This window comes from Brevibacillus antibioticus, assembly GCF_005217615.1.
GTDB lineage: Bacteria > Bacillota > Bacilli > Brevibacillales > Brevibacillaceae > Brevibacillus > Brevibacillus antibioticus.
Genome location: NZ_SZNK01000001.1, coordinates 5156721 through 5176777, shown reverse-complemented (window position 1 = coordinate 5176777; position 20057 = coordinate 5156721). Strand labels below are relative to the sequence as shown.

The 20057-nt window shown below is 45.7% G+C and carries 20 protein-coding genes; 1 reads left to right on the top strand and 19 read right to left on the bottom strand.

The genetic code is table 11. The annotated features are described in order from the left end of the window. Positions 1-46: 46 nt before the first annotated feature. Positions 47-451 (bottom strand): Rv0361 family membrane protein, encoded by a 405-nt coding sequence (locus E8L90_RS25050; protein WP_137031814.1) that lies wholly within the window; start codon positions 449-451, stop codon positions 47-49. A 334-nt stretch (positions 452-785) separates the two neighbouring features. Here E8L90_RS25050 and E8L90_RS25045 point away from each other — a divergent pair, with 334 nt between their 5' ends. Further along, positions 786-1748, top strand: a complete 963-nt coding sequence (locus E8L90_RS25045) for a hypothetical protein (protein ID WP_137031813.1) — start codon at positions 786-788, stop codon at positions 1746-1748. 810 nt (positions 1749-2558) lie between these two features. Here the strand turns inward: E8L90_RS25045 and E8L90_RS25035 are convergent. The 18 genes from E8L90_RS25035 to eutM all read right to left on the bottom strand — a co-directional run bounded on the left by E8L90_RS25035 (position 2559) and on the right by eutM (position 20028). After that, positions 2559-3440 (bottom strand): DUF4279 domain-containing protein, encoded by an 882-nt coding sequence (locus tag E8L90_RS25035; protein ID WP_162309120.1) that lies wholly within the window; start codon positions 3438-3440, stop codon positions 2559-2561. Positions 3441-3465: 25 nt separating this feature from the next. Beyond that, positions 3466-3900 carry a hypothetical protein gene (locus E8L90_RS25030; RefSeq protein WP_208759444.1) on the bottom strand — a complete coding sequence of 145 codons (435 nt, stop codon included), beginning with the start codon at positions 3898-3900 and terminating at the stop codon, positions 3466-3468. A gap of 760 nt (positions 3901-4660) precedes the next feature. Further along, a complete protein-coding gene (locus tag E8L90_RS25020; RefSeq protein WP_137031810.1) occupies positions 4661-6013 on the bottom strand; it encodes a helix-turn-helix domain-containing protein in 1353 nt (450 codons plus the stop codon). Positions 6014-6092: 79 nt separating this feature from the next. Continuing rightward, positions 6093-7415 (bottom strand): helix-turn-helix domain-containing protein, encoded by a 1323-nt coding sequence (locus tag E8L90_RS25015; protein ID WP_137031809.1) that lies wholly within the window; start codon positions 7413-7415, stop codon positions 6093-6095. Positions 7416-7618: 203 nt separating this feature from the next. Next, positions 7619-7909, bottom strand: coding sequence for an aspartyl-phosphate phosphatase Spo0E family protein (locus E8L90_RS25010; protein WP_137031808.1), 291 nt, complete (start codon positions 7907-7909; stop codon positions 7619-7621). 252 nt (positions 7910-8161) lie between these two features. Then, positions 8162-9532 (bottom strand): helix-turn-helix domain-containing protein, encoded by a 1371-nt coding sequence (locus E8L90_RS25005; protein WP_137031807.1) that lies wholly within the window; start codon positions 9530-9532, stop codon positions 8162-8164. A 476-nt stretch (positions 9533-10008) separates the two neighbouring features. Continuing rightward, positions 10009-10950, bottom strand: a complete 942-nt coding sequence (gene mdh, locus E8L90_RS25000; RefSeq protein WP_015893779.1) for a malate dehydrogenase — start codon at positions 10948-10950, stop codon at positions 10009-10011. 20 nt (positions 10951-10970) lie between these two features. After that, a complete protein-coding gene (eutC, locus tag E8L90_RS24995; protein ID WP_137031806.1) occupies positions 10971-11918 on the bottom strand; it encodes an ethanolamine ammonia-lyase subunit EutC in 948 nt (315 codons plus the stop codon). Between the two features lie 19 nt (positions 11919-11937). Continuing rightward, positions 11938-13299: an ethanolamine ammonia-lyase subunit EutB gene (locus E8L90_RS24990; RefSeq protein ID WP_137031805.1), complete on the bottom strand. Its 1362-nt coding sequence runs from the start codon at positions 13297-13299 to the stop codon at positions 11938-11940. Positions 13300-13319: 20 nt separating this feature from the next. Then, entirely contained in the window at positions 13320-14780 is a 1461-nt protein-coding gene (locus E8L90_RS24985) for an ethanolamine ammonia-lyase reactivating factor EutA (protein ID WP_137031804.1), read from the bottom strand. Positions 14781-14922: 142 nt separating this feature from the next. Then, complete coding sequence (locus E8L90_RS24980; protein WP_425267120.1) at positions 14923-15519, bottom strand: ANTAR domain-containing response regulator; 597 nt, start codon at positions 15517-15519, stop codon at positions 14923-14925. Then, positions 15485-16945, bottom strand: coding sequence for a sensor histidine kinase (locus E8L90_RS24975; protein ID WP_137031802.1), 1461 nt, complete (start codon positions 16943-16945; stop codon positions 15485-15487). Before E8L90_RS24975 ends, E8L90_RS24980 begins: the two co-directional genes overlap by 35 nt. Positions 16946-17038: 93 nt before the next feature. Further along, the gene (locus tag E8L90_RS24970; protein WP_137031801.1) at positions 17039-17482 is read right to left on the bottom strand and encodes a EutP/PduV family microcompartment system protein; all 444 of its coding nucleotides are present in this window, start codon (positions 17480-17482) and stop codon (positions 17039-17041) included. Next, positions 17479-17820: an ethanolamine utilization microcompartment protein EutS gene (gene eutS / locus E8L90_RS24965; protein ID WP_007720097.1), complete on the bottom strand. Its 342-nt coding sequence runs from the start codon at positions 17818-17820 to the stop codon at positions 17479-17481. The genes E8L90_RS24970 and eutS overlap by 4 nt, the downstream gene beginning before the upstream one ends. Positions 17821-17822: 2 nt before the next feature. Next, a complete protein-coding gene (locus E8L90_RS24960) occupies positions 17823-18110 on the bottom strand; it encodes a EutN/CcmL family microcompartment protein (RefSeq protein ID WP_007720099.1) in 288 nt (95 codons plus the stop codon). A gap of 4 nt (positions 18111-18114) precedes the next feature. Then, entirely contained in the window at positions 18115-18939 is an 825-nt protein-coding gene (locus tag E8L90_RS24955) for a hypothetical protein (protein ID WP_137031800.1), read from the bottom strand. 15 nt (positions 18940-18954) lie between these two features. Further along, on the bottom strand, positions 18955-19731 hold the full coding sequence (gene pduL, locus E8L90_RS24950; protein WP_137031799.1) for a phosphate propanoyltransferase: 777 nt from the start codon (positions 19729-19731) through the stop codon (positions 18955-18957). A 9-nt stretch (positions 19732-19740) separates the two neighbouring features. Further along, on the bottom strand, positions 19741-20028 hold the full coding sequence (eutM, locus tag E8L90_RS24945; protein WP_007720104.1) for an ethanolamine utilization microcompartment protein EutM: 288 nt from the start codon (positions 20026-20028) through the stop codon (positions 19741-19743). Positions 20029-20057: the final 29 nt, after the last annotated feature.

Genomic DNA, 20057 nt, shown 5'->3' with positions numbered 1-20057 from the left:
TTCAGGCCAATCGGCTTCGGAAACTCGTTCAGAGATTGCTGTTGTACTATGTTGTATTTTCAATTACTACTTTCCATTGATCATTTTCTTTAACAACTGGAAGAGTTATATCTTCCGAAACATGTTCGTTCGAATAATGAAACGTAACACTCATTTTTTCATCTTCAATCTTTTCTACCGATACGGAATCCATATCTATATCCATCTTTTGAGTACCAAAACTTTCGTACACTTTCTGTTTGTCTTTATCATTATCAAAGCGCTCATCAATTGTGTATTCAACCATAGTTGGAGTGTCTCCGTTCTCAAGAGCTTCCAAATAGATTTGAACCATTTCTTTTACTTCATTTTCCTCATTAACCGAAGCATAAGTGTTGGAAGTCCAAATACCGCCAGTAACCACAACAGCACCAAGTAGTAGAATTGCAGCAACTTTAGCAGACTTTTTCATGCTCTTACCTCCCAATCAACCAAAGTGTTTATACGTATATTTTTACATGTTTTACCAGTTCGATAAATGGTACTAAAGAACCACTGACACGATAAGCCGTTTACACCGCTTATCCGTCTTCCACTGATCGGGTGAGGGATTCCGATTTCTTCTTTCGTGAATAGTAGTTTCCTTCGCTTGATGGATATAGGGTCTGCTCACGATGCAAAAAAATAAGATATGAACCGAACCTTTTTCCGCTAAAGAGGCAATATAGTGTGTAAGCTGCTTATTCAAAAAACAAATAGAACAATTCGATTCACATTATTTACAACAAAAAAGGAGCGAATTAATTATGAAAAAACGATTAATTGGTGGAATCGTTGCTACTGCGATGTTGGTTCCAGTTGCAGCATTTGCGGCTTCTGGCGTGATTGACACGCCTCCAAGAACACCGATGACTGCCGAACAAGTCAAGGCGGATGAGGTTGGCAAATCAACGCTCGAGAAGCTGTATCTCGCATATCCTGAAACAAAATCGTTTGAGATTATCGATGCAAGCAACGTTCAAGGTGATGTATCCAAAGGGAAAAATGTAATCAACATGAAGCAAACAAGTATCGTCCTACAGGAAAAGGGAGGAACCGGCAAAAAGATTACCCTCCATACAAACGGTAGTACGGATGAGATTGAACACGTGATTCAAGAGAATTGGGAGCCTAAGGAGAAGTCACTCATTACTTTAAGCGATCAGGAAATCAAGGCGAAGGTATCTGATCTTATTAATAAAATGTATGGCAACGTCGAACAATACAAGGTTGCTATCGAGCAAATGGAGAATCCAAACCAAAAAACATGGATGTTGAATTACACCAATGAGATGTTCAAAGAACCGGTCTTTCAGGTTTTTGTTCAGGACAATACCATTAGTCTTACTAAGATCGTAGGTATTCCTACAGCTGATACACCTTCTGATACACCTTCAAACATTAAAGTAGAAGGCCTATTCTCTAGAAATGGTAAGCCTGATTATACGGCTGATAACTTTTTAAACGATGAAAAACTGTTTGCTTTACTAAAAATCAGCCCGACAGAATTAAAACAAGAATTAGCAAAAGGTAAAACTGTTGTGGAGATTGCAGCATCTAAAAATGTCTCGAAACAACAGGTGATTGATGTGATTGCAGAAACACAGGCTAGAGGACAACTTCAAGGGGATGGAGTAGCGATCACCGAGAAAGCACTGAAAGAAATGATGAAAGCAGTTGAACCAAAAGTAGTGCAAGTGATTGAACACAAAACAGAAACGGAATGGTAGTAAAACAGAGTCAACTGGGGTACACAAGTAAAAGAGAAGAGGCGGGAGAACCGCCTCTTTTTTTATGGACTAATTTTTCAGACAGGTGGTTCTTAGCTTGATGGGCATGTGGATGTACCCCTAGACTATTAAATCTCTGGCTGCATTATGTTTAAGGAGAGGAATCAGGTTATTCATATTATTCGATTCATAGTATTTAGCGGGATCATTTGATGGATGGCGACTTCATCCCAAGTGAAGTATTGAGGGGGGATCGAAGTTAGTTCGTAGTGTTTTATAAAATCCCTTCTTCAATTATTTTCCTCTCCCTTTTCGCGAGCACCATGTCTGCAGGCTGGTTTGATACCCTAAGACGAAGGAGTTAGTTAGTCAGGCAGAAAAATACATTCCAGTCTCAAGGGTAGAAGATACTTTCGAGCGTGGGGAATCTGTTCACACTTTCGTTTGATCAAAGTATGGTACATAAGAAACTAAAATAAAAAATACAAGATCAATGCGAACACATACAATTGCCATACTTTCATTTTGAATTTGATACATACCTTTTCCAATACACCCGATAAGTATTCACAACATTTAAGTAATAGCCAAAAACCCCCCATACCAACGACTATGGCGAAATCGAGTGGGCTGAGTCTGCTCTCGATGAAGTTATATACTTTCGTGATATGAAGAAAAATCACAAAAACGAGGAATGAATAGTATTGCATTGAAATAGGGAGCACCTAAGCCCCCGATTTCCATTGTAATATCAGTTATCTTCTCTTCCAGTTTACTTCATAAAATTGGACATCAAGAGATCTTTGTCTCTTATATCAATCCGTCGTCTTCATACCGATTTTCTTCTGCCGCGTAGAACAATACGAATTCAAGCGTAGCTCCGATCTCATGCAAAAATGAGAAGACGTTTTCTTTTGCAGTGATCGCAGGCTCTTGCCGATTTCTGACATGAGCGTACACGACGATTTCATATGACAGGTTTTGTTCTTCCTTCTGACTGATAAGTGACTCTTTTTCCTCTTTCAACGTGTTTATCATTGCCAGCAGTAATTCCTCTGTATCATCTGTTTCTTCCTCTAACGTTTCGAGATACCATACTGCCCCATCCGACGTCTGTTCCCCTTGTATCCAAGATGCGTGTGGGGAAACTTGAAGAAGTTGTGGGTTCAAATTCGGTTGCGTGTCAGCTCCTTTGACCAGGAAGGCTACCTTGATACTTGTACCTTGGGGAGCTTTGAGTTCCAAGTTTGGAGGCAGATCGTCAGGATAGATGATGATGTTTATCATCGCCACTCCTCCGATCTCACTCATAAATTGGATCGTTTCTTGTGTCAGCTTCATTCGAGGGATTTGTCTCTCGTACGCATAGATGAAGAATTCGATTCCATAGATGAGATTATGTTCTTGTTTTAAATCTTTTAAAATTTTTTGTTTCCCGTCTAGCATACGAAGGAGCGGGAGAAGCTGGTTGTTGATATCGAGTGAGGCCTCATATGATGTTGAAATTTCCCAACTCGTATCAGGAGCAGGTATTTTCCTTTGAGTTAATTCCCCTTTTTTTCTTGTCGATGTTGGGATCAGACACAGCTCTTCTGATAATATCTGGGTATCAAACTGATCTTCTGCCAAACACCAAAATTCTGCACTTATACATGTTTCTTCATTGTCCTCGGTGGTTAGTGTCACATCCATAATCACCATCACCTCCGTTTTAAGTCTAATGTTCAGTTATATTTCTACTCAAAGGGAACATGTCAGCGGCATCGATAATGTCAAAAAACAACTGTATCCATTCATTCCTTCCTTGTTTCTTTTTTCCTAACCAAAGATAGTCATCATATTTGTCTTCATATATATCATAATGGGAAATATTAGCACCCTTCGGCACATTAGCCTTCTTCAATTTGTGAGCATCCACATTGTTTTTCTTCAAGTATTTGTCATCTAACTTTACCGGGCTGGCAGGTTTGGGATCGCATTCTGCAGTTGGTTGAACATTATTCCATGCAGTGTCTTTATTATCCTGCATCATCATGTTGGAAGGAGCTATTGCGCAGATCCTAGCATCTGCCACCTGTGGCGTACTCGCAAAAATTGTTACAACTAGAACTAATAATAGAAAGCGTGTGAGCCGATTTAATGTTGAGATCATAACTTTTCCAACTCCTATTTTCTTATTTTTTTGATATTTCATCTGAAAGTCTTTCGATGTTCACCATGCCGATCACACCTCAAATTCCAACCGCCTTATCAGTTGTTACTATCAGTGACGACAACCCTTTGAGGTAACACATTCACAACTTTCTTACTTGAAATGGACAATTCGCAAAGCTTGTTTTTTGATTTCTTGCTCATCTGCTAGTCAGTTTCGTTACCTCGCATTTGACAAACCTGACAGTCGGTAATTTTATCCAAATCCAAACAGTAATTTTACTATCTCCTTAAATGTACTGATCCAACTGCTGGCTTAATCTAAATACAATTGCACCATTTGTCCGCGCAATTGTTCCACAATGTGATAGGTTACTCCTTCCCGATCTAGAGGTAGCGTGATACATTTACTTATAGAAGCTGTAACTGCTCCTCCTGCGGGCGTTCCTTTAACCTGTCGAAGGGGTGGAACGCCCTTTTTAAATGCAATTGCTGCTATAAGACTCACCCTCCTTCCTTTACCACCGGATTATACACTTGCTTATAGTGGCACCTGTGGTTCCTCTTTTTATAGATGCTCTTAGTTTTCTATTGCTTTATCGAACATCATTATCCCAACCACCTTATTTTGAGATTTATTACATAATTGACCATAAGTTGTTATGCAGATTTTTACCTACTGCAAAAAATGGAATAAAAAAACATCCTGCCAAAGGATGTTTCATCAATCTACGATATATTTACAATGACCTAACAGTATACTAGCCGCCTAATCTGTTTTGGTTACCTATTCGCTTATTCATATTCCCTAACCATCCAAACAGTGCTATGTATGTAAGGGTCTCGTCGTGTCGATTCGTCAAATCCGCTAGAGAAAGGCAATATATCGTTTCTTCAATTCCTCTCTCTGTCCTTCCCTTACCGAACTCATATAAAGCCATCTGATATCGAAACCGAAGATGTCGATCCAATCCAATTGCTTCTGTAAATTGATCAAAACTAGCAATGCGGGAGGCAAAACGCTCTAAAATCTCATCCACGCAAAAATGGTAGGTGTTAGCGGATTTCATAATGGCATTTAAACCGGCAAGAACTTCATTGGTGGGAAGACTATCGAGATAGTCAGCATACTCTTCAATGATGCTAGCATTGCCAGACAACACCTCCAATGTGTAGGAGTTCGCCTTTGCCCATACCTTGAATCTTTCTACCTCTTTACGTCCTTCCTCATCAAGTAATTCAAACCATCCTAAATCAGCGTAAACTTGCACATACTTCTTCGCCTCTTCATACAGTCCTTGCATTTCAAGTGAAACGCTCTTATATAAATGGCCCAATCCATAATAATAGACAAGATGACGCTCCGTTTTCAGAGATTCGTCTTTTTTGTTTCTTTTCATCCTGTCCAATTCATGCCTGTAAACAGTGTCTGCCAGAAGCCTTAATTCGTCACCGTACTGCTCTGATCTCTCCCACTTTTGCAAAGCGAAACAGATCTTCGCCAATTGGTATAAGGCGTCAAGTTGGTAGTTTTCAGGAAGGCGGTTTCGGTAAGGAGAAAACCGAATGACATTCTCCCAATTTTCTTCTGCATTTGTCCCAAGTACAACACGAAATAACTGATACTGACTCATCACAAAGTGGTCAGAGTAGCTATCTTTTTCATTCTGAATCACATATTCATAAAAGCGCACCGATTCTTTCATTTGCCCTTTCTCATATAGCTGCTCTGCAAGGGCAAAAAGAATCATGATGTTTTTCGGATTCTCCATCATTTTGGGGACAGTAGCTTCTATGCAATCCTTTCGCCCAACCTCCACGCATCGAATCAAGTATGGTATTAATCGGGGGCGCGATATTCTCCCCTCTAATATGCATTCTTCCGTGTATAATTCATACAACCAACCCGAATCGTAACCAAACACCTTGGCTAGCGCGTCTAACTGACCAATGGTGATTGCACGCGGCGGATCTCCATTGAGAATCTCACTCAAGCTACCTGGGTTAATGCCAGTTAATTCACCCAGCTTGCTTAATGTGTAGCCATGCTTTTTCCGATTTTGTTCGATTTCTGACCGCAGCGACCGATGCATTGTCTCTTGCAGCCCCCCCATAAAGGATTATACTTTCGTCTGGCTTACAGCCAAAACCTTCTACGCTATATTTACAAGAACGTTGACGGATACTAGTTACCTAATTGTTTTGGTTAGCTATTCGCTTATTCATATTCCCTAACCATCCAAACAATGCTATGTATGTAAGAGCCTCGTCATGTCGATTCATCAAATCGGCGAGAGAAAGGTAATATATACTTTCTTCAATCCCTCTCTCGATCCGCCCTTTACCAAACTCATAAATGGCTGTCTGATACCGAAACTGGAGGTGTCGATCTAATCCTATTGCTTCTGTAAATTGATCGAAACTAGCAATTTGCGAAGAAAAGCGATCCAATATATCATCTACACAAAAATGGTGGGTATTAGCTGATTTCATAATAGAAATCATACCGGCAAGAATTTCATTGGCGGGCAGACTTTCAAGATAGTCTACATACTCTTCTAAGACGTCTGTATTCCCAGATAATACCTCCAGTGTATAGGAGTTCGCCTTTGCCCATACTTTGAATCTCTCTACCTCTTTACGTCCGTCTTCATCAAGTAATTCAAACCATCCTAAATCAGCGTAAACTTGCACATACTGCTTCGCCTCTTCATACATTCCTTGCATTTCCAGTGCTGCACCTTTATATAAATGTCCCATTCCGTAATAATAGACAAGAGGACGCTCTGGTTTCAGGGGTTCCCCTTTTTTGTTTCTTTTCAACCTGTCCAATTCATGCATGTGAACAGTTTCTGTAAGAAGCCGTAACTCGTCACCGTACTCCCCTGATTTGTTCCACTTTTGCAAAGCAAAACAAACCCGTGCTAATTGGAATAAGGCATCGAGTTGGTAGTTTTCTGGAAGCCGATTGCGATACGGAGAAAACCGAATCACATTCTCCCAATTTTCTTCCGCATTTGTCCCCAGTACCGCACGAAATAACCGATACTGGCTCATCACGAAGTGCTCAGAATAGCTATCTTTCTCATTCTCGATAACATATTCATAAAAGGGCACTGACTCTTTCAGTTGCCCTTTCTTATATAGCTGTTCTGCAAGAGCAAACAGAATCGAGATGTTTTTCGGATTCTCCATCATTTTGGGGACAGTAGCTTCTATGCAATCCTTTCGCCCAACCTCCACGCATCGAATCAAGTATGGTATTAATCGGGGGCGCGATATTCTCCCCTCTGATATACATTCTTCCGGGTATAATTCATACAACCAACCCGGATCGTGACCAAACACCTTGGCTAGCGCGTCTAACTGACCAATGGTGATTGCACGCGGCGGATTCCCATTGAGAATCTCACTCAAACTCCCGGGGTTAATGCCAGTTATTTCACCCAATTTGCTTAATGTATAACCGTGCTTTCTCCGACATTTTTCAATTTCTGACCGTAGCGACCGATGCATTGTCCCTTGCAGCCCCCTATAAGGATCTTCCTTTCTATCTTTTACCGATTTTACAATTTTTGTAGTTTTTCAAAATGCACTACATGACCTTTCTATCAATTCGTCATCCAGCTCGGAACTTTGACTCAGATTTATCTAGAGTCGGTAAATACAGCGATAGAGGTTAATGAAAGGGTTTGGGGGCCTTGAGGTGTGCGAAGGACTTACTTTTCCGTTTTTAGCCTGTTTTGTGCAATGACAATATATTTATCCAATTGTTGGCTCACAGCCAAAACTTTATCATGTGAGAGACCGTAATTTCCCGCCAACTCCATCATTTCCCGTCGTAGCTGATCGATTCTATTATCCAACTCTAAGTGGCAACCGATTTCCTTTACCATGCCCCGGATCGTACACTTACTTTTAGGGGCTGATGCTGTGCCTTTTTTGGGGGAGTTTCCAGGGTGAAAAGAAACATCCCTATCTAAAATATTTGCGATAGCAGTAATATCCAACGCCCCCTCTCTTTTACAATTTATTACATATAATTACTATACAGGGATGTGCAGAAATTCACCGACTAAGAAAAATAGAATAGAAAAAAACATCCCATCGATGGGATGTTTCCTGGGTACGATCTATTTAGCCACCTATTCCATGACCATAATTAGTGACTACTACATCGTTTCCTATCTTTGCTGGTTCACTTACACCATTGACACCCAAACCCAAAACGAGAGCAAGTGAGAGTAAAATCCCCTTCATCACTATACAGCTCCTTTCGTAAGGATAGTTTGATACTTGCCTTTCTGTTGATCAGACGCATATTGCAGATGCGTCCAAAACAGCGCTGTACATTTTTTGAAGCTATCGTAATCTTTCATGGTATCAGACAGGCTAAGGCATCGAAGCGTTTCATTAAGCCCCTCTGCATACTTCCCTCTTTTAAACAAGTAAATCGCCATTTCATTCCGAAACTGCATATGTTCGCTCATGCCGATAGCGTCCTGACGATCCTCAAAACGATCAATATGTTCTGCAAACTGCTCAAATATCGAATCGATCGAAAAACCGTATTGATTGGCAGCACTCACAATCGTTACTAAACCTGAAAGGACCTCTTTCGGATGATCAGAAAGGAAATGAATATAATCAGGGATGACATCACTATTCCCCATAAGTATGTTCAGCGTGTACAAATTCGCTGTCGCCCATGATCGAAATTTCTGCATTTCGATTTGACCAATTTCGTCCAAGAATTCAAACCAGCTTAAATCAGCGTATCCATCAACATATCGCTTCGCTTCTTCGTACAACTCCTGTTTTTCTAATGCTATACTTTTAATGAGAAATGCTTGTCCATAGTACACAACCAAATGACGTTCAGTTGAAAGCATTTCACTGGCCTTGTTGCTTCTTCGTCTACGCAACTCATCCTCATAGATAATAGTAGCCAATTCCCTTAATTCATCGGCGTATTTATCCATTTCTCTCCATTTGTGGATAGTATAACAAACATTTGCTAATTGTAGTAGTGCATCTAACTGGTTATTTTCGGGTAGGCGTCTTCGATACGGATCAAATCGAATGACAGCCTTCCAATTTTCTTCAGAATTCGTACCTTGCACTACTACTCGAAAAAGTCTGTACTGACTCATCACAAATTGGTTAGAGTAACTATCTTTTTCGTTTTCAATCACGTATTCATAGAAAGGTACTGACTGTTTCTGTTTCCCTTCCTCGTATAGCTGTTCTGCTACGGCAAAAAGGGTCGAGATATTCTTTGGATTCTCCAACAATTTAGGAACAACCTCGTCTATACAATCCTTCCGCCCAACCTCCGCGCATCGAACTAAATAAGGTATCAACCGAGGGCGCGATATTCGTCCCTCTGTTATGCATTCTTCCGTATACAATTCGTACAACCAACCTGGCTCGCGACCAAACACCGCCGCTAGCGCATCCAATTGACCAATGGTCATAGCCCGCGGTGGATTTCCGTTCAGAATCTCGCTCAAACTCCCATGGTTGATGCCCGTTAATTCACCTAATTTACTCAAGGTATAGCCGCACTCTCTACGGTGTCTTTCAATCTCTGACCGCAGCGACCAGTGCATTGTCCCTTGCAGCCCCCCCATAAAGAATCATCTCCTAATTTTTTCCTTTATTTTACAATAAAATATATTTTTTTGGAAGATTCATCTTTACAATTCTTCATATTTCTTTAAACTAGTTCGTCACTTTTCGCACAATTCCTCCAATGTCTTACAGGTGTTTGCACTCCGTGACATTTACTTCTTCTTGAATCGTTCAAGGGAATACAGCCTCGTAGGAAGAAGCGGATTTCCAGTCCTAGCGCCTCTGGAGCCCTACCCAGCTCCGAAATAAATAGCGGGTGTTTTCAGCTTCAACCTCTGAAAAAACATCCTCGAAACTCTACTTTTGAAGCGCTCCCGCTATTTATTTCGGAGCGAACAGTTCCCGCCCTCAGCAGGGCGTAGGCCGAAGCGTAGACTGGAAATCCGCTTCTTCCCCACCACTACAGCTACTCTATCCACATTGAAAAAAAAGCTCCGCCAAAACATCTGGCGAAGCTTTCATTTTAAACCCGTGCTTATGGCATAGCTACTTTCATAACCGCACGAACGGAGTCTGCGGATTTATCCAAGGCTGCTTTCTCAGCAGCAGTCAGATCCAACTCGATGACTTGCTCGATACCGTTTCCACCCAAGAGTGTTGGTACACCCAGGTAGATATCGTTGTAGCCATACTCGCCTTGGAGTAAAGCGATAGATGGCAGGATGCGCTTCTGGTCTTTCAAGATCGCTTCTGCCATTTCTACCAGAGCTGCCGCAGGTGCATAGTAAGCAGAACCGTTACCCAAGAGAGCTACGATCTCGCCGCCGCCTTTGCGTGTACGCTCAACGATAGCATCCAGACGATCTTGTGGGATCAATTTTTCGAGTGGGATGCCACCAGCGTAGGAGTAACGCAAGAGTGGTACCATGTCGTCACCGTGACCACCCAATACGAAGCCTGTTACGTCATTTACAGATACATTCAGTTCCATCGCTACGAACGTACGGAAACGAGCTGTATCCAGCACGCCGGATTGACCGATAACGCGGTGTTTCGGGAAGCCGGACGTTTTGTAGAATGTATAGGTCATCGCATCTACCGGGTTGGACAGGATGAGTACGATGGAGTTTGGTGCGTATGTTTTCACTTGCTCAGCAACAGAGCGCATGATGGCTGCATTCGTTGCTACCAAGTCGTCGCGGGACATGCCTGGCTTGCGGGCAATCCCTGCTGTGATGATTACGATATCGGAGCCTTCGATGTCTTTGTAGTCAGAAGTACCTGTAATGCTAGCATCGAAGCCGAGAACAGGAGAAGCCTCCATCATGTCGAGTGCTTTCCCCTTCGTTGGGTTTTCCAATTGAGGGATATCGACCAAAACGATGTCAGCCAGCTCTTTTTGCGCCATGATGAACGCAGTTGTCGCTCCTGTAAAACCACTACCGATGACGGCTACTTTTTTTCTGCGAAATGTCATGCTGAATCCTCCTCGTCATGTTACAAGACTAGTTTTACACCACTTGCTTTTTGCTCCAGCATTTTGGAGAGAATGGTCCCGATGTGGGCACCCGCCTCAACCGGAGATGTACCTTGACGATGAATATTCGAGATCACTGTACGCTCTGATTCTACCATACCTTTGCGTGGACGGTAGCACATGTATGCACTCATGGAATGCGCCGTAACCAATCCTGGACGCTCCCCGATCAGGAGCACCAATACTTCTGGCTCCAAAATCTCGCCGACGTGATCCATACTGGCTACGCGTCCGCCTTGGACAAAGAACGGGGTGCCGCAGGTCAGTCCATAGCTTTTCAGAGAGTCCATCAGGGATGGAAGCACGTCTTTCAGGTTTGCGTCAACCGCAGCAGCACTCAAGCCGTCTGAAACGACGATTTGTACCTGTGGTTTCTTTTGGCAGCGCTCTTGCAACAAGCGCACGCCTTCGTCTGTAAGGATACGCCCCATGTCTGGGCGCTTCAAATAGTTTTCGGTGTTGTCGTACTGTGTTTCCACTGTGAACAGGGAGAACTGATCGAGCACCGCTTGACTGACTTCACCGTATACAGCATCTACAGCCGCAGCATGGTCGCGACGCAATTCGAGCATCGTTTTGGTCAAAGGTCTCACACCTGCACGCCAAACTCCGATGCGCGCTGGCGTGCTGGACAGCAGTTCATCCAAGCCTTCCTTGTACTTCGGATTCGGTACATGTGATGTTCTCTCAGGTTCTGCTGATGGAGCGAGGTGCTCATTCACCGCTGGCGCTTGCGTCGGAGCGGTCGTCGCGCTCGATACTGGCTCAGCCTTTGGTTCCGATCTCAGTTGGATCAAGCCTGTGCCTGTCTCTGCTTTTGGTGACGGAGCTGGTTCTGTGGCCTCACCCAGCTTCTTTTGCAGCTCTGCTACAACTTTATCTACCAAGAAATCTAATTGTTGTTCCATCGTCTTTCACCTCCTGATCTTACATGAAGATTGTCGGATCGCCTGCTTTTGCAGTCAGCCTACCGTTTTCCATGATGCCCATTTTCTCCAGCCATTTTTCAAAATCAGGAGCAGGTCGCAGTCCCATCACTTCACGGAACGCGGCAATATCATGGAAGCTCGTCGATTGATAGTTGAGCATGACATCGTCAGCCATAGCTACCCCGATGACGAAGTTAACGCCTGCCGACGAGAGCAAGATACCGAGATTGTCCATATCGTTCTGATCGACCTTCATGTGGTTCGTGTAGCATACGTCACAGCCCATCGGCAAACCGTGCATTTTGCCCATGTAATGGTCTTCCAAGCCTGCGCGGATTACTTGACGGCTGTCGTACAAATACTCAGGTCCGATGAATCCAACTACCGTGTTCACGATAAACGGATTGTATTTGCGAGCCAAACCGTAGCAGCGCGCTTCCATCGTTACCTGGTCCATGCCGTGATGCGCCTCGGAAGACAGCTCAGAGCCTTGACCTGTCTCGAAGTACCAGAAGTTCGGTCCATAGGAAGTACCCTCTTTGCGCATCAGCTCGTCTGCTTCATCTAACAGCGCTACATCAATACCGAATGCATTGTTGCCTTTTTCACTACCCGCCAAGCTTTGGAAAATCAAGTCTGCTGGTGCCCCATTACGGATGGCACGCATTTGCGTAGATACGTGAGCCAATACGCAGTTTTGCGTCGGGATATCAAACTTGGTCATCACGTCTTTGGTCATGTTCAAAATATCCTTCACGCTGTCCGCTGTATCGATAACCGGGTTGATCCCGATAACCGCATCGCCGATTCCGTAGCTCAATCCTTCGTACAGGGATGCCTTGATACCTTGTACGTTATCGGATGGATGGTTCGGCTGTACACGAGAAGCCAATATGCCCTTTTGACCGATTGCGGTGTTGGCATGCGTCACAACTTTAATCTTGGACGCAGCCGTAATCAAGTCCAGGTTGCTCATGAGCTTGGCAGTCGCTGCAATCATCTCACTGGACAAGCCGCGGCTGATTCGCTTGAGTTCATTATCGCCTGCTTGATGGCTCAAAATGTACTCGCGGAGTTCTGCTACACTCCAGTTTTTGATTTCGCTATAAATTTTTTCGTTGATGCCTTCTTCGATCACACGGGATACTTCGTCTTCTTCTGCCGGAACCATCGGATTGTTACGGATATCCGCAAGCGTCAGATCCGCCAAAACTTGCTTGGCAGCTACACGTTCCCGGGAATCAGCAGCGGCGAGACCAGCCAACTGGTCGCCTGATTTATCTTCATTAGCCTTCGCGAAAACTTCTTTCAAATCGCGAAATTGATAGGTCTGTCCAAGCACAGTCGTTTTCGTGTTCATCACGTCCACCCCTTCTTACGTTACGGCCTTTCATCAAACGCGAGTGTTTTGACAACGACGGGAATGATCGTTCCCGAGATTGGCTCACCGAGATCAATGTAATCGCCGTATTCCACACGCACCTGATCGATGCAAATGATTTCCGGTGCCCCTTTGCAGCGCAGCGCCAAGGCCTGCCCGAGCGCTTTCGCCATATCTGTTTCACAGATCACGACCATCGTTTGACTCTCGGGGAAAGTTGCCCGGTATTGCTCCGACAGCTCCTGGGACAGCATCTGCAGCAAAGCGTACGAGCAGTACCCGATGCCGGAGATCGCGAGTGCGAAAGGAATCCCTGTCGTTTTTTCAAACAGACGCTCACCCAGTTGGTAGATAGCAGCCACTTCTTGTCGCAGTCGTGTGGCATCTGCCAATTGTTCCTCGGTAAGCTCCAGCTTGAGAATCGGAATATTTTTGATCGGCAACAGCTCCGGCTTGATATGCACGGTTGAACCACTAATCTCCGTACTCTGCATCCCTGCGCCAATTACTGTTGCCCGTACCGTTTGATCCGGGTCTAGCCACTGTACCGGATACGTCCCTTTTTCGCGCTCCTGCTGGAGTACATATCCAAGCAGCGGGCCAAAATCGCCGTATCGGCTCGCATCCGAAATATTTTGGACGGGAGGTCCGCTCATGAGGAGACCCACACCGCCTGAGACAGTCAATTCGTCAACCGGGATGGAATCGCGCAAATGCGGTCCCACTACGAGCAAGCCTGATACTTGGCGCTCTTTCCCCGTCAAATAATCGAGCATGCTGCGTCCCAGCTGTTCAGCAACCTCTGTGAGCTGCGCGAATCCGATTTCCTGTCCGACTTGGATACGCAATCCTTTTGCCGACAGCCATTGTTGAATGTTCGGCGACACGTATTGAACGACACCCTGCGGACTGAGACGGATCAGTCTTCCTCCGACGTGGAATGTAACCGTTGCAATCGCTCGGCCACGTTGGAAGTAGGCTGCATTCGCTGTTCCTCCGCCAATATCGACATTGACGATCACACCTTGTATGGCTTGCGAGCGTTTTTCTGCGCCAGCGCCTTTGCCCGCCAGCACGCCTTCGAGGTCAGCACCTGCTGTCGCTACCACGAAATCCCCGGAGCGTTCAGCCAACAGATGAACGATATGCTGTGCGTTCTTTTTGCTGGCTGTTTCTCCGGTAATGATGACCGCCCCGGACTTGATTTGAGACAAGCTGATTTGTGCCTTGTCGTACTCGGCTGCAAGAATCGCTCCGATTCCGTCAGCGTCAATTTCATCAAATCCGATGAGCGGTGTGGAATGTACTTCACTCGCATACAGCAATTGTCGCTCCACGATCTGATAACGCGGCAGCGAAAACGTGCTGGACATGCGACCCAATCGCAATCGGCTTACGATCATTTTGGTCGTGCTTGTTCCCACATCGATCCCGACGCTTTGGATCCATTGTTCGTCCATATGAACCTCCTTGAACCATTGGCGTGCCAGACGGGCCTTACGAAAAAACGCTTGAACAGCCGGTTCCTTGCTCCCGGTCTGATTCAAGCGCCTTTGCTCTCTTCGTATCTACTTGTCACTGCTTTTTATGATAACGTCAGTACTAGTCTTGGGTAAAAATGGCCTGCTCGCCCGACAAAATTTCCTCTGCCAGCTTCACAAGCGGCATGCGCCGTTGCATGCTTACTTGCTGCATCCATTTGTAAGCCGCATCCTCTTCCAAGGATAGGGCACTCATCAGCTTTCCTTTTGCCTTTTCCACTGCCTTGCGATCCTCGATCTTTTTCTTCAGATCGTTTATATCCTGCTTCAGCGAAACGACTTTTTCCTTTTGACTGAGGGCGATTTCTACTGCGGGAATCAAATCATCCTCCGACACCGGCTTCACCAAGTAAGCCGTCACACCCGCTTTTCTGGCATCCTGGACGAGTTCCTTTTGGCTATAAGCCGTCAAGAGAAGAATGGAACTGTCTGAAAAGGAACGAATGATACTGCTTGCCTTGATTCCATTCAAGACAGGCATTTTCACATCCATGATGATCAGATCGGGCTTGTGACGATGGGCCTGTTCGACTGCCTCTTCTCCGTTTTTCGCCTCGGCAACCACTAAATACCCTTCATTTTCGAGCATCTCGCGCAAATCCATGCGAATAATCGGCTCGTCATCAACCACCATAATCTTCGGTTGTGTCATCTTCATCCTCCTTTTGGATCGGATAGAGGATGGTAACCTCTGTTCCGTTCCCAGTGTTGCGGAAATGCATCGTGCCTTCGAGGTCTTCCCTGACCAGTGTATCGACAATTTTCAGGCCGAGATGGCCCTTTTTGTGGATTTGCTCCATGTCCTCGATGCCTACCCCGTCATCTGTCACAGACAGACTCACGAAGTCCTCCTTGGCAACCAGTGCAATAGAGATTTTCCCTTCTTGGTGCTCATGAAAACCATGAATCATGCAATTTTGAATCAGCTCGGTGACGATCAAGGCAAACGATGTTGCTTTGTTGGACGGCAGATACACCGATTCGCCCGTCACCACGACGTGTATAGCTTGCTCAGAACGTCTCATCGAAGAGACGATTATTTTCGATATTTTGGTTAAAATCTCTTTGAAGTCAATCTGCTCCAGACCATCCTGTGCCAAGTATTCGTGAATAATGGCGATGCTGTTGATGCGATTGATGCTTTCCCGGTATACCTTTTCAATCTCGTTGGACTGCGAACGCCGCATTTGCAGGCGCAACAGGCTAGAGATGGTTTGCAAATTGTTTTTGACCCGGTGGTGAATCTCTTTGATCACCGCGGATTTGATCATTAATTGCTTTTCTTTTTCCCGAATGTCCGATATGTCTCGCAGGAGAATGAATCCCCCGATGATGTCTTGTTTGCGGACGGACGAAACCGCTTTCATCATGATGAAATGCTTGCCTTTTGACAGCTCCTCCTGAATATAACCCCCGTTGCGTACAAAATTCTCCGGGGAAACTCTCCAGGAAAAAATACGTTCAATGCTCTCGCCTTTTTCCGGCCGTTCAAAGCCAATCAAGGAGAGCAGCTTGTGGGCACGGCCATTGGCGTACGTGATAACCCCACTCTGATCAAACAAAATCATGCCCTCGTGCAAAAGCGACGAAATGGGCAGATCAGGCACAGCGAACTGGATGAGCGTCTCACTTAAGTGCTCCGTTGTTTCCTTGAGCATCTCGACGTTCTTTTCCTGTTCCACCTGTTTGGATATATCCTGTTCCGTTATCAAGGTCCCGATTGTTTTTCCATCCGCATTCGTGATGGGTACGACGCTTTGTCGCATCACGACCTGCTCCTGTGAAACCCCACGTGAACCGATGACGGGCTTGCCTGTAGTCAGACAATACATAACCGCTGGCTCATTAATCGCCGTCGCCAAATGCCCTACGACCGTTCCACTGTACATAGAGCGTGCCGTACTCGGTGCAGCTTGTGCGACTACCATCGCAGCGCTCCGATCTACCGTTGGACAATCGATAAACATGTCCGCTTGAGACAGATCAGCAAAAATCTGGAGCTTGGAAGCCAGATCCTCCACAATCCGAATGTCGTCATCACTCAACGTCGTGGACGCTTTGCACACTTCTCGTATTGATTGCATGTGAACCTCTTTTCACCTGCTAGGAGTTGATATGACCTCATTTTCTCACAGACACGCTACGGCGGAAAGGGGTGTAATTCTGGTTAATCACGCTTACTCGTTTACAATTTCCTGCAAATACGCTCGCAATTCTGGCACTCCCTCACTCGTGAGCGAGGAGGTCCGGAAAATCTTCGTATTGCCGAGCGATTGACGCAGGAATTGTTCTGCCCTCTCCACATTTGCATCAGGATGATCCATTTTAGTAATAACCCCGATGCACGATTGCGGAAACCCTTGTGAAAAGCCAGGAGGGAAATAATTGCGCTCCCGCGTAGCATCTTGTACCATCACAATGATCTTCGCCTCAAGAGAGGTAGCCATAAGCGTGCGATAAAACATCGGGTTTTCGCTGTACTCACCCGGAGTGTCAATCGCCCAGTCCCGATATTCGAGCGCTTGTGTCTTCCGGGCAGGCTGTTCGTCATTGAACAGCGCCCGCACCAGAGAAGACTTTCCTGCTTCGATTGCACCGATAATCATTACACGGCCGATCATGACTTCGTCACCAATGCCGGTGTAAACCGCAGTTTTTCGCTCAGTACCTGATTGACCGCTTCGACTGCCATCTCCACAGCGGATACATCTCCTACGACAATCAGTGAACCTGTAAAACGATCGAGAAACCCAAGCTCGACGCCAGCAGCCTTTGTCGCAATATCCGCGGCAATAATGGCTGTTTCGGTAGGCGTCAAAGTCAAAATGCCGATTGCACCGGCCTCATTGATACCTAGCTTGGTATAGAGCATTGGGTCAGGGTTTGCGATTACATGAGCCAACGTGACCTGTTTCCCCGGTACGAATTCCTGGATGACTCGTGAACGTTCCTGTTCCATTCCTATTCCTCTCTTCCTGCGGCACCCGGCACCTCAAACGAATCCACGATGCCTACGATGATCGCATCGATCGGCACACTGGTGCCGGAGAAAAGGATTCGGGCAGGCGTCCCACGAGAGACGATAACCTGCTCCCCGATTCCCGCACCGATCCTGTCCGCTGCGATAACGGTTTGTCCGCCTTCTTCGCCACGCCAATCAATCGGCTGAACCACCATGAGCTTGAGATTTTCCATACCTGCTTCTTTTTGCGTGGCCCAGACGCTGCCGATCACTTTTCCCAAAAACATGCGATCACCCTTTTCCTAAATAGCTGACCGTAATGCCGCGTTCTCTCATGCTGTCATAAGCAAGCGGAGAAACAATTGCCCCTTTTTTCACGATCAAAGTCGTATCGCGAAGCTCAGGCTGCGATCTGATCCAGTCTGCTGTCAACAGCTTCCCGGAAAAGACGGCTTCTTGCTCATCCAAAGGAGTCAATTTCGGTTGTTCTGTCTTGGTAGTAGTCTCCACTTTTTGTAGCTGAGACTTCAGCTTCGAAACTACGCGATCTGCCAGACGGCGTTGCTCCGCAAACTCCACACCCAGCTCTTTCATGCCCTCTACGTGACGGTTGAACAGCTTTTCATAAGCAGGTGTCAGTGTCAATGTTTGCAGGGTACGACGGTCTGCGCGCTTGATTCCTGGCACATCGGAACCAGCGATGACGAATTTACCCGTCACCAATGCGGAAAAGACGATTTCCGCTTTGATCGTTCCTTTTAGACCGGAAGCAATTCTCGCTGCATTATCCAAATCGATTTCAGGAATCACAATACCGACATAATCTTTCGGCACTTCCAACGGAGCAGGAGCGTACTCATCTGCTGTAAGGATTCTGCCTGCTCCCCCACATTCGATCTTGTGCATGCCCAACCAAGAAGAGGTTTCTCCGTCCAGGAAGAGAATGTCATGGCAGATCCCGTGGTTTTTCAGTTGAATAAAATGATCCTGAAACGCCTCATGAGCCTGGCTGTCGCAAAAAACGTACAGGACACGAGGCGCCTCGCTTTTCTTTTCTGTATTCATCGATTGCAAAATTTCTTTTGTAATCGACGCCACCATTTCTCTGATGTCCATCAAGCTCTACCTCCGTTAGAAGGAGTAAAATTGCCCGTTCTTGCCGATCACTTTTACCCGGTCTCCCGTTTTCAAATTAGCGGCATTACCTTCATCCGTATCCACGTGGAAATCAAGTGCGAATTGCGGATGCACACGAACGACTACATCTGGATAGATGATAGGACGATCGCTTTGCGTCGCCAGGATCAGCGTATCGCCATCCTTCACTTGATATTGCTCGGCATCTGCTGGAGACATATGAACGTGGCTCTTCGCTACGATTACGCCTTTGTCCATCACGACTGTCCCTTTTGCCGTAACGAGTACCATACCTGGTGTTCCTTCAATATCTCCAGACATACGCACAGGTGCTTGAACACCTACTGCAAAGCCGTCTGTTCTGGAAATTTCCACTTGTGTCGCGCCACGAGCTGGTCCCAAAACGCGAACCCCGTGGATGCTGCCTTTTGGTCCCACGATAGTGACTGTTTCTTGGCAAGCAAACTGGCCCGGTTGCGACAGATCACGCATTGGCGTCAATTGATGTCCGGCTCCGAAAAGCTTCTCGACATCTGCTTGCGACAAATGAATGTGACGGTTAGATACGCCCAAAGGAATTTCTCGCACTGCCTCGGCAGCTTGATTGGTGGAAGGCTGCTGGCTCTGATCAACTTGTTTCACTTGAATCCCTCTTCCTTTCAAGAAATCTGCCGCTGCTGGTGTTATTTTATCCCCTTCCTCAACGAGAAAGGGGTTTGGAATACCTGATTTATGCATCGCTCTCAAGGATGCTTCTGTAATCACTGCCATAGGGATTTATTATCCTTCGAGTTTCGGCAGAATCAGTTCAATGTCTCCATGAGGGCGTGGAATTACGTGAATAGATACGAGCTCTCCTACTTTTTCAGCAGCAGCGGCACCTGCGTCTGTGGAAGCTTTTACTGCACCTACGTCACCACGTACCATAACAGTTACGAGACCGCCACCTACGTGTACTTTACCAATCAGTTTTACGTTAGCTGCTTTTACCATTGCGTCAGCAGCTTCAACTGCTCCTACCAAACCTTTTGTTTCTACCATTCCCAATGCGGACATTTCTCCAGCCATTTTCATTTCCTCCTTAATTATATCTCCAA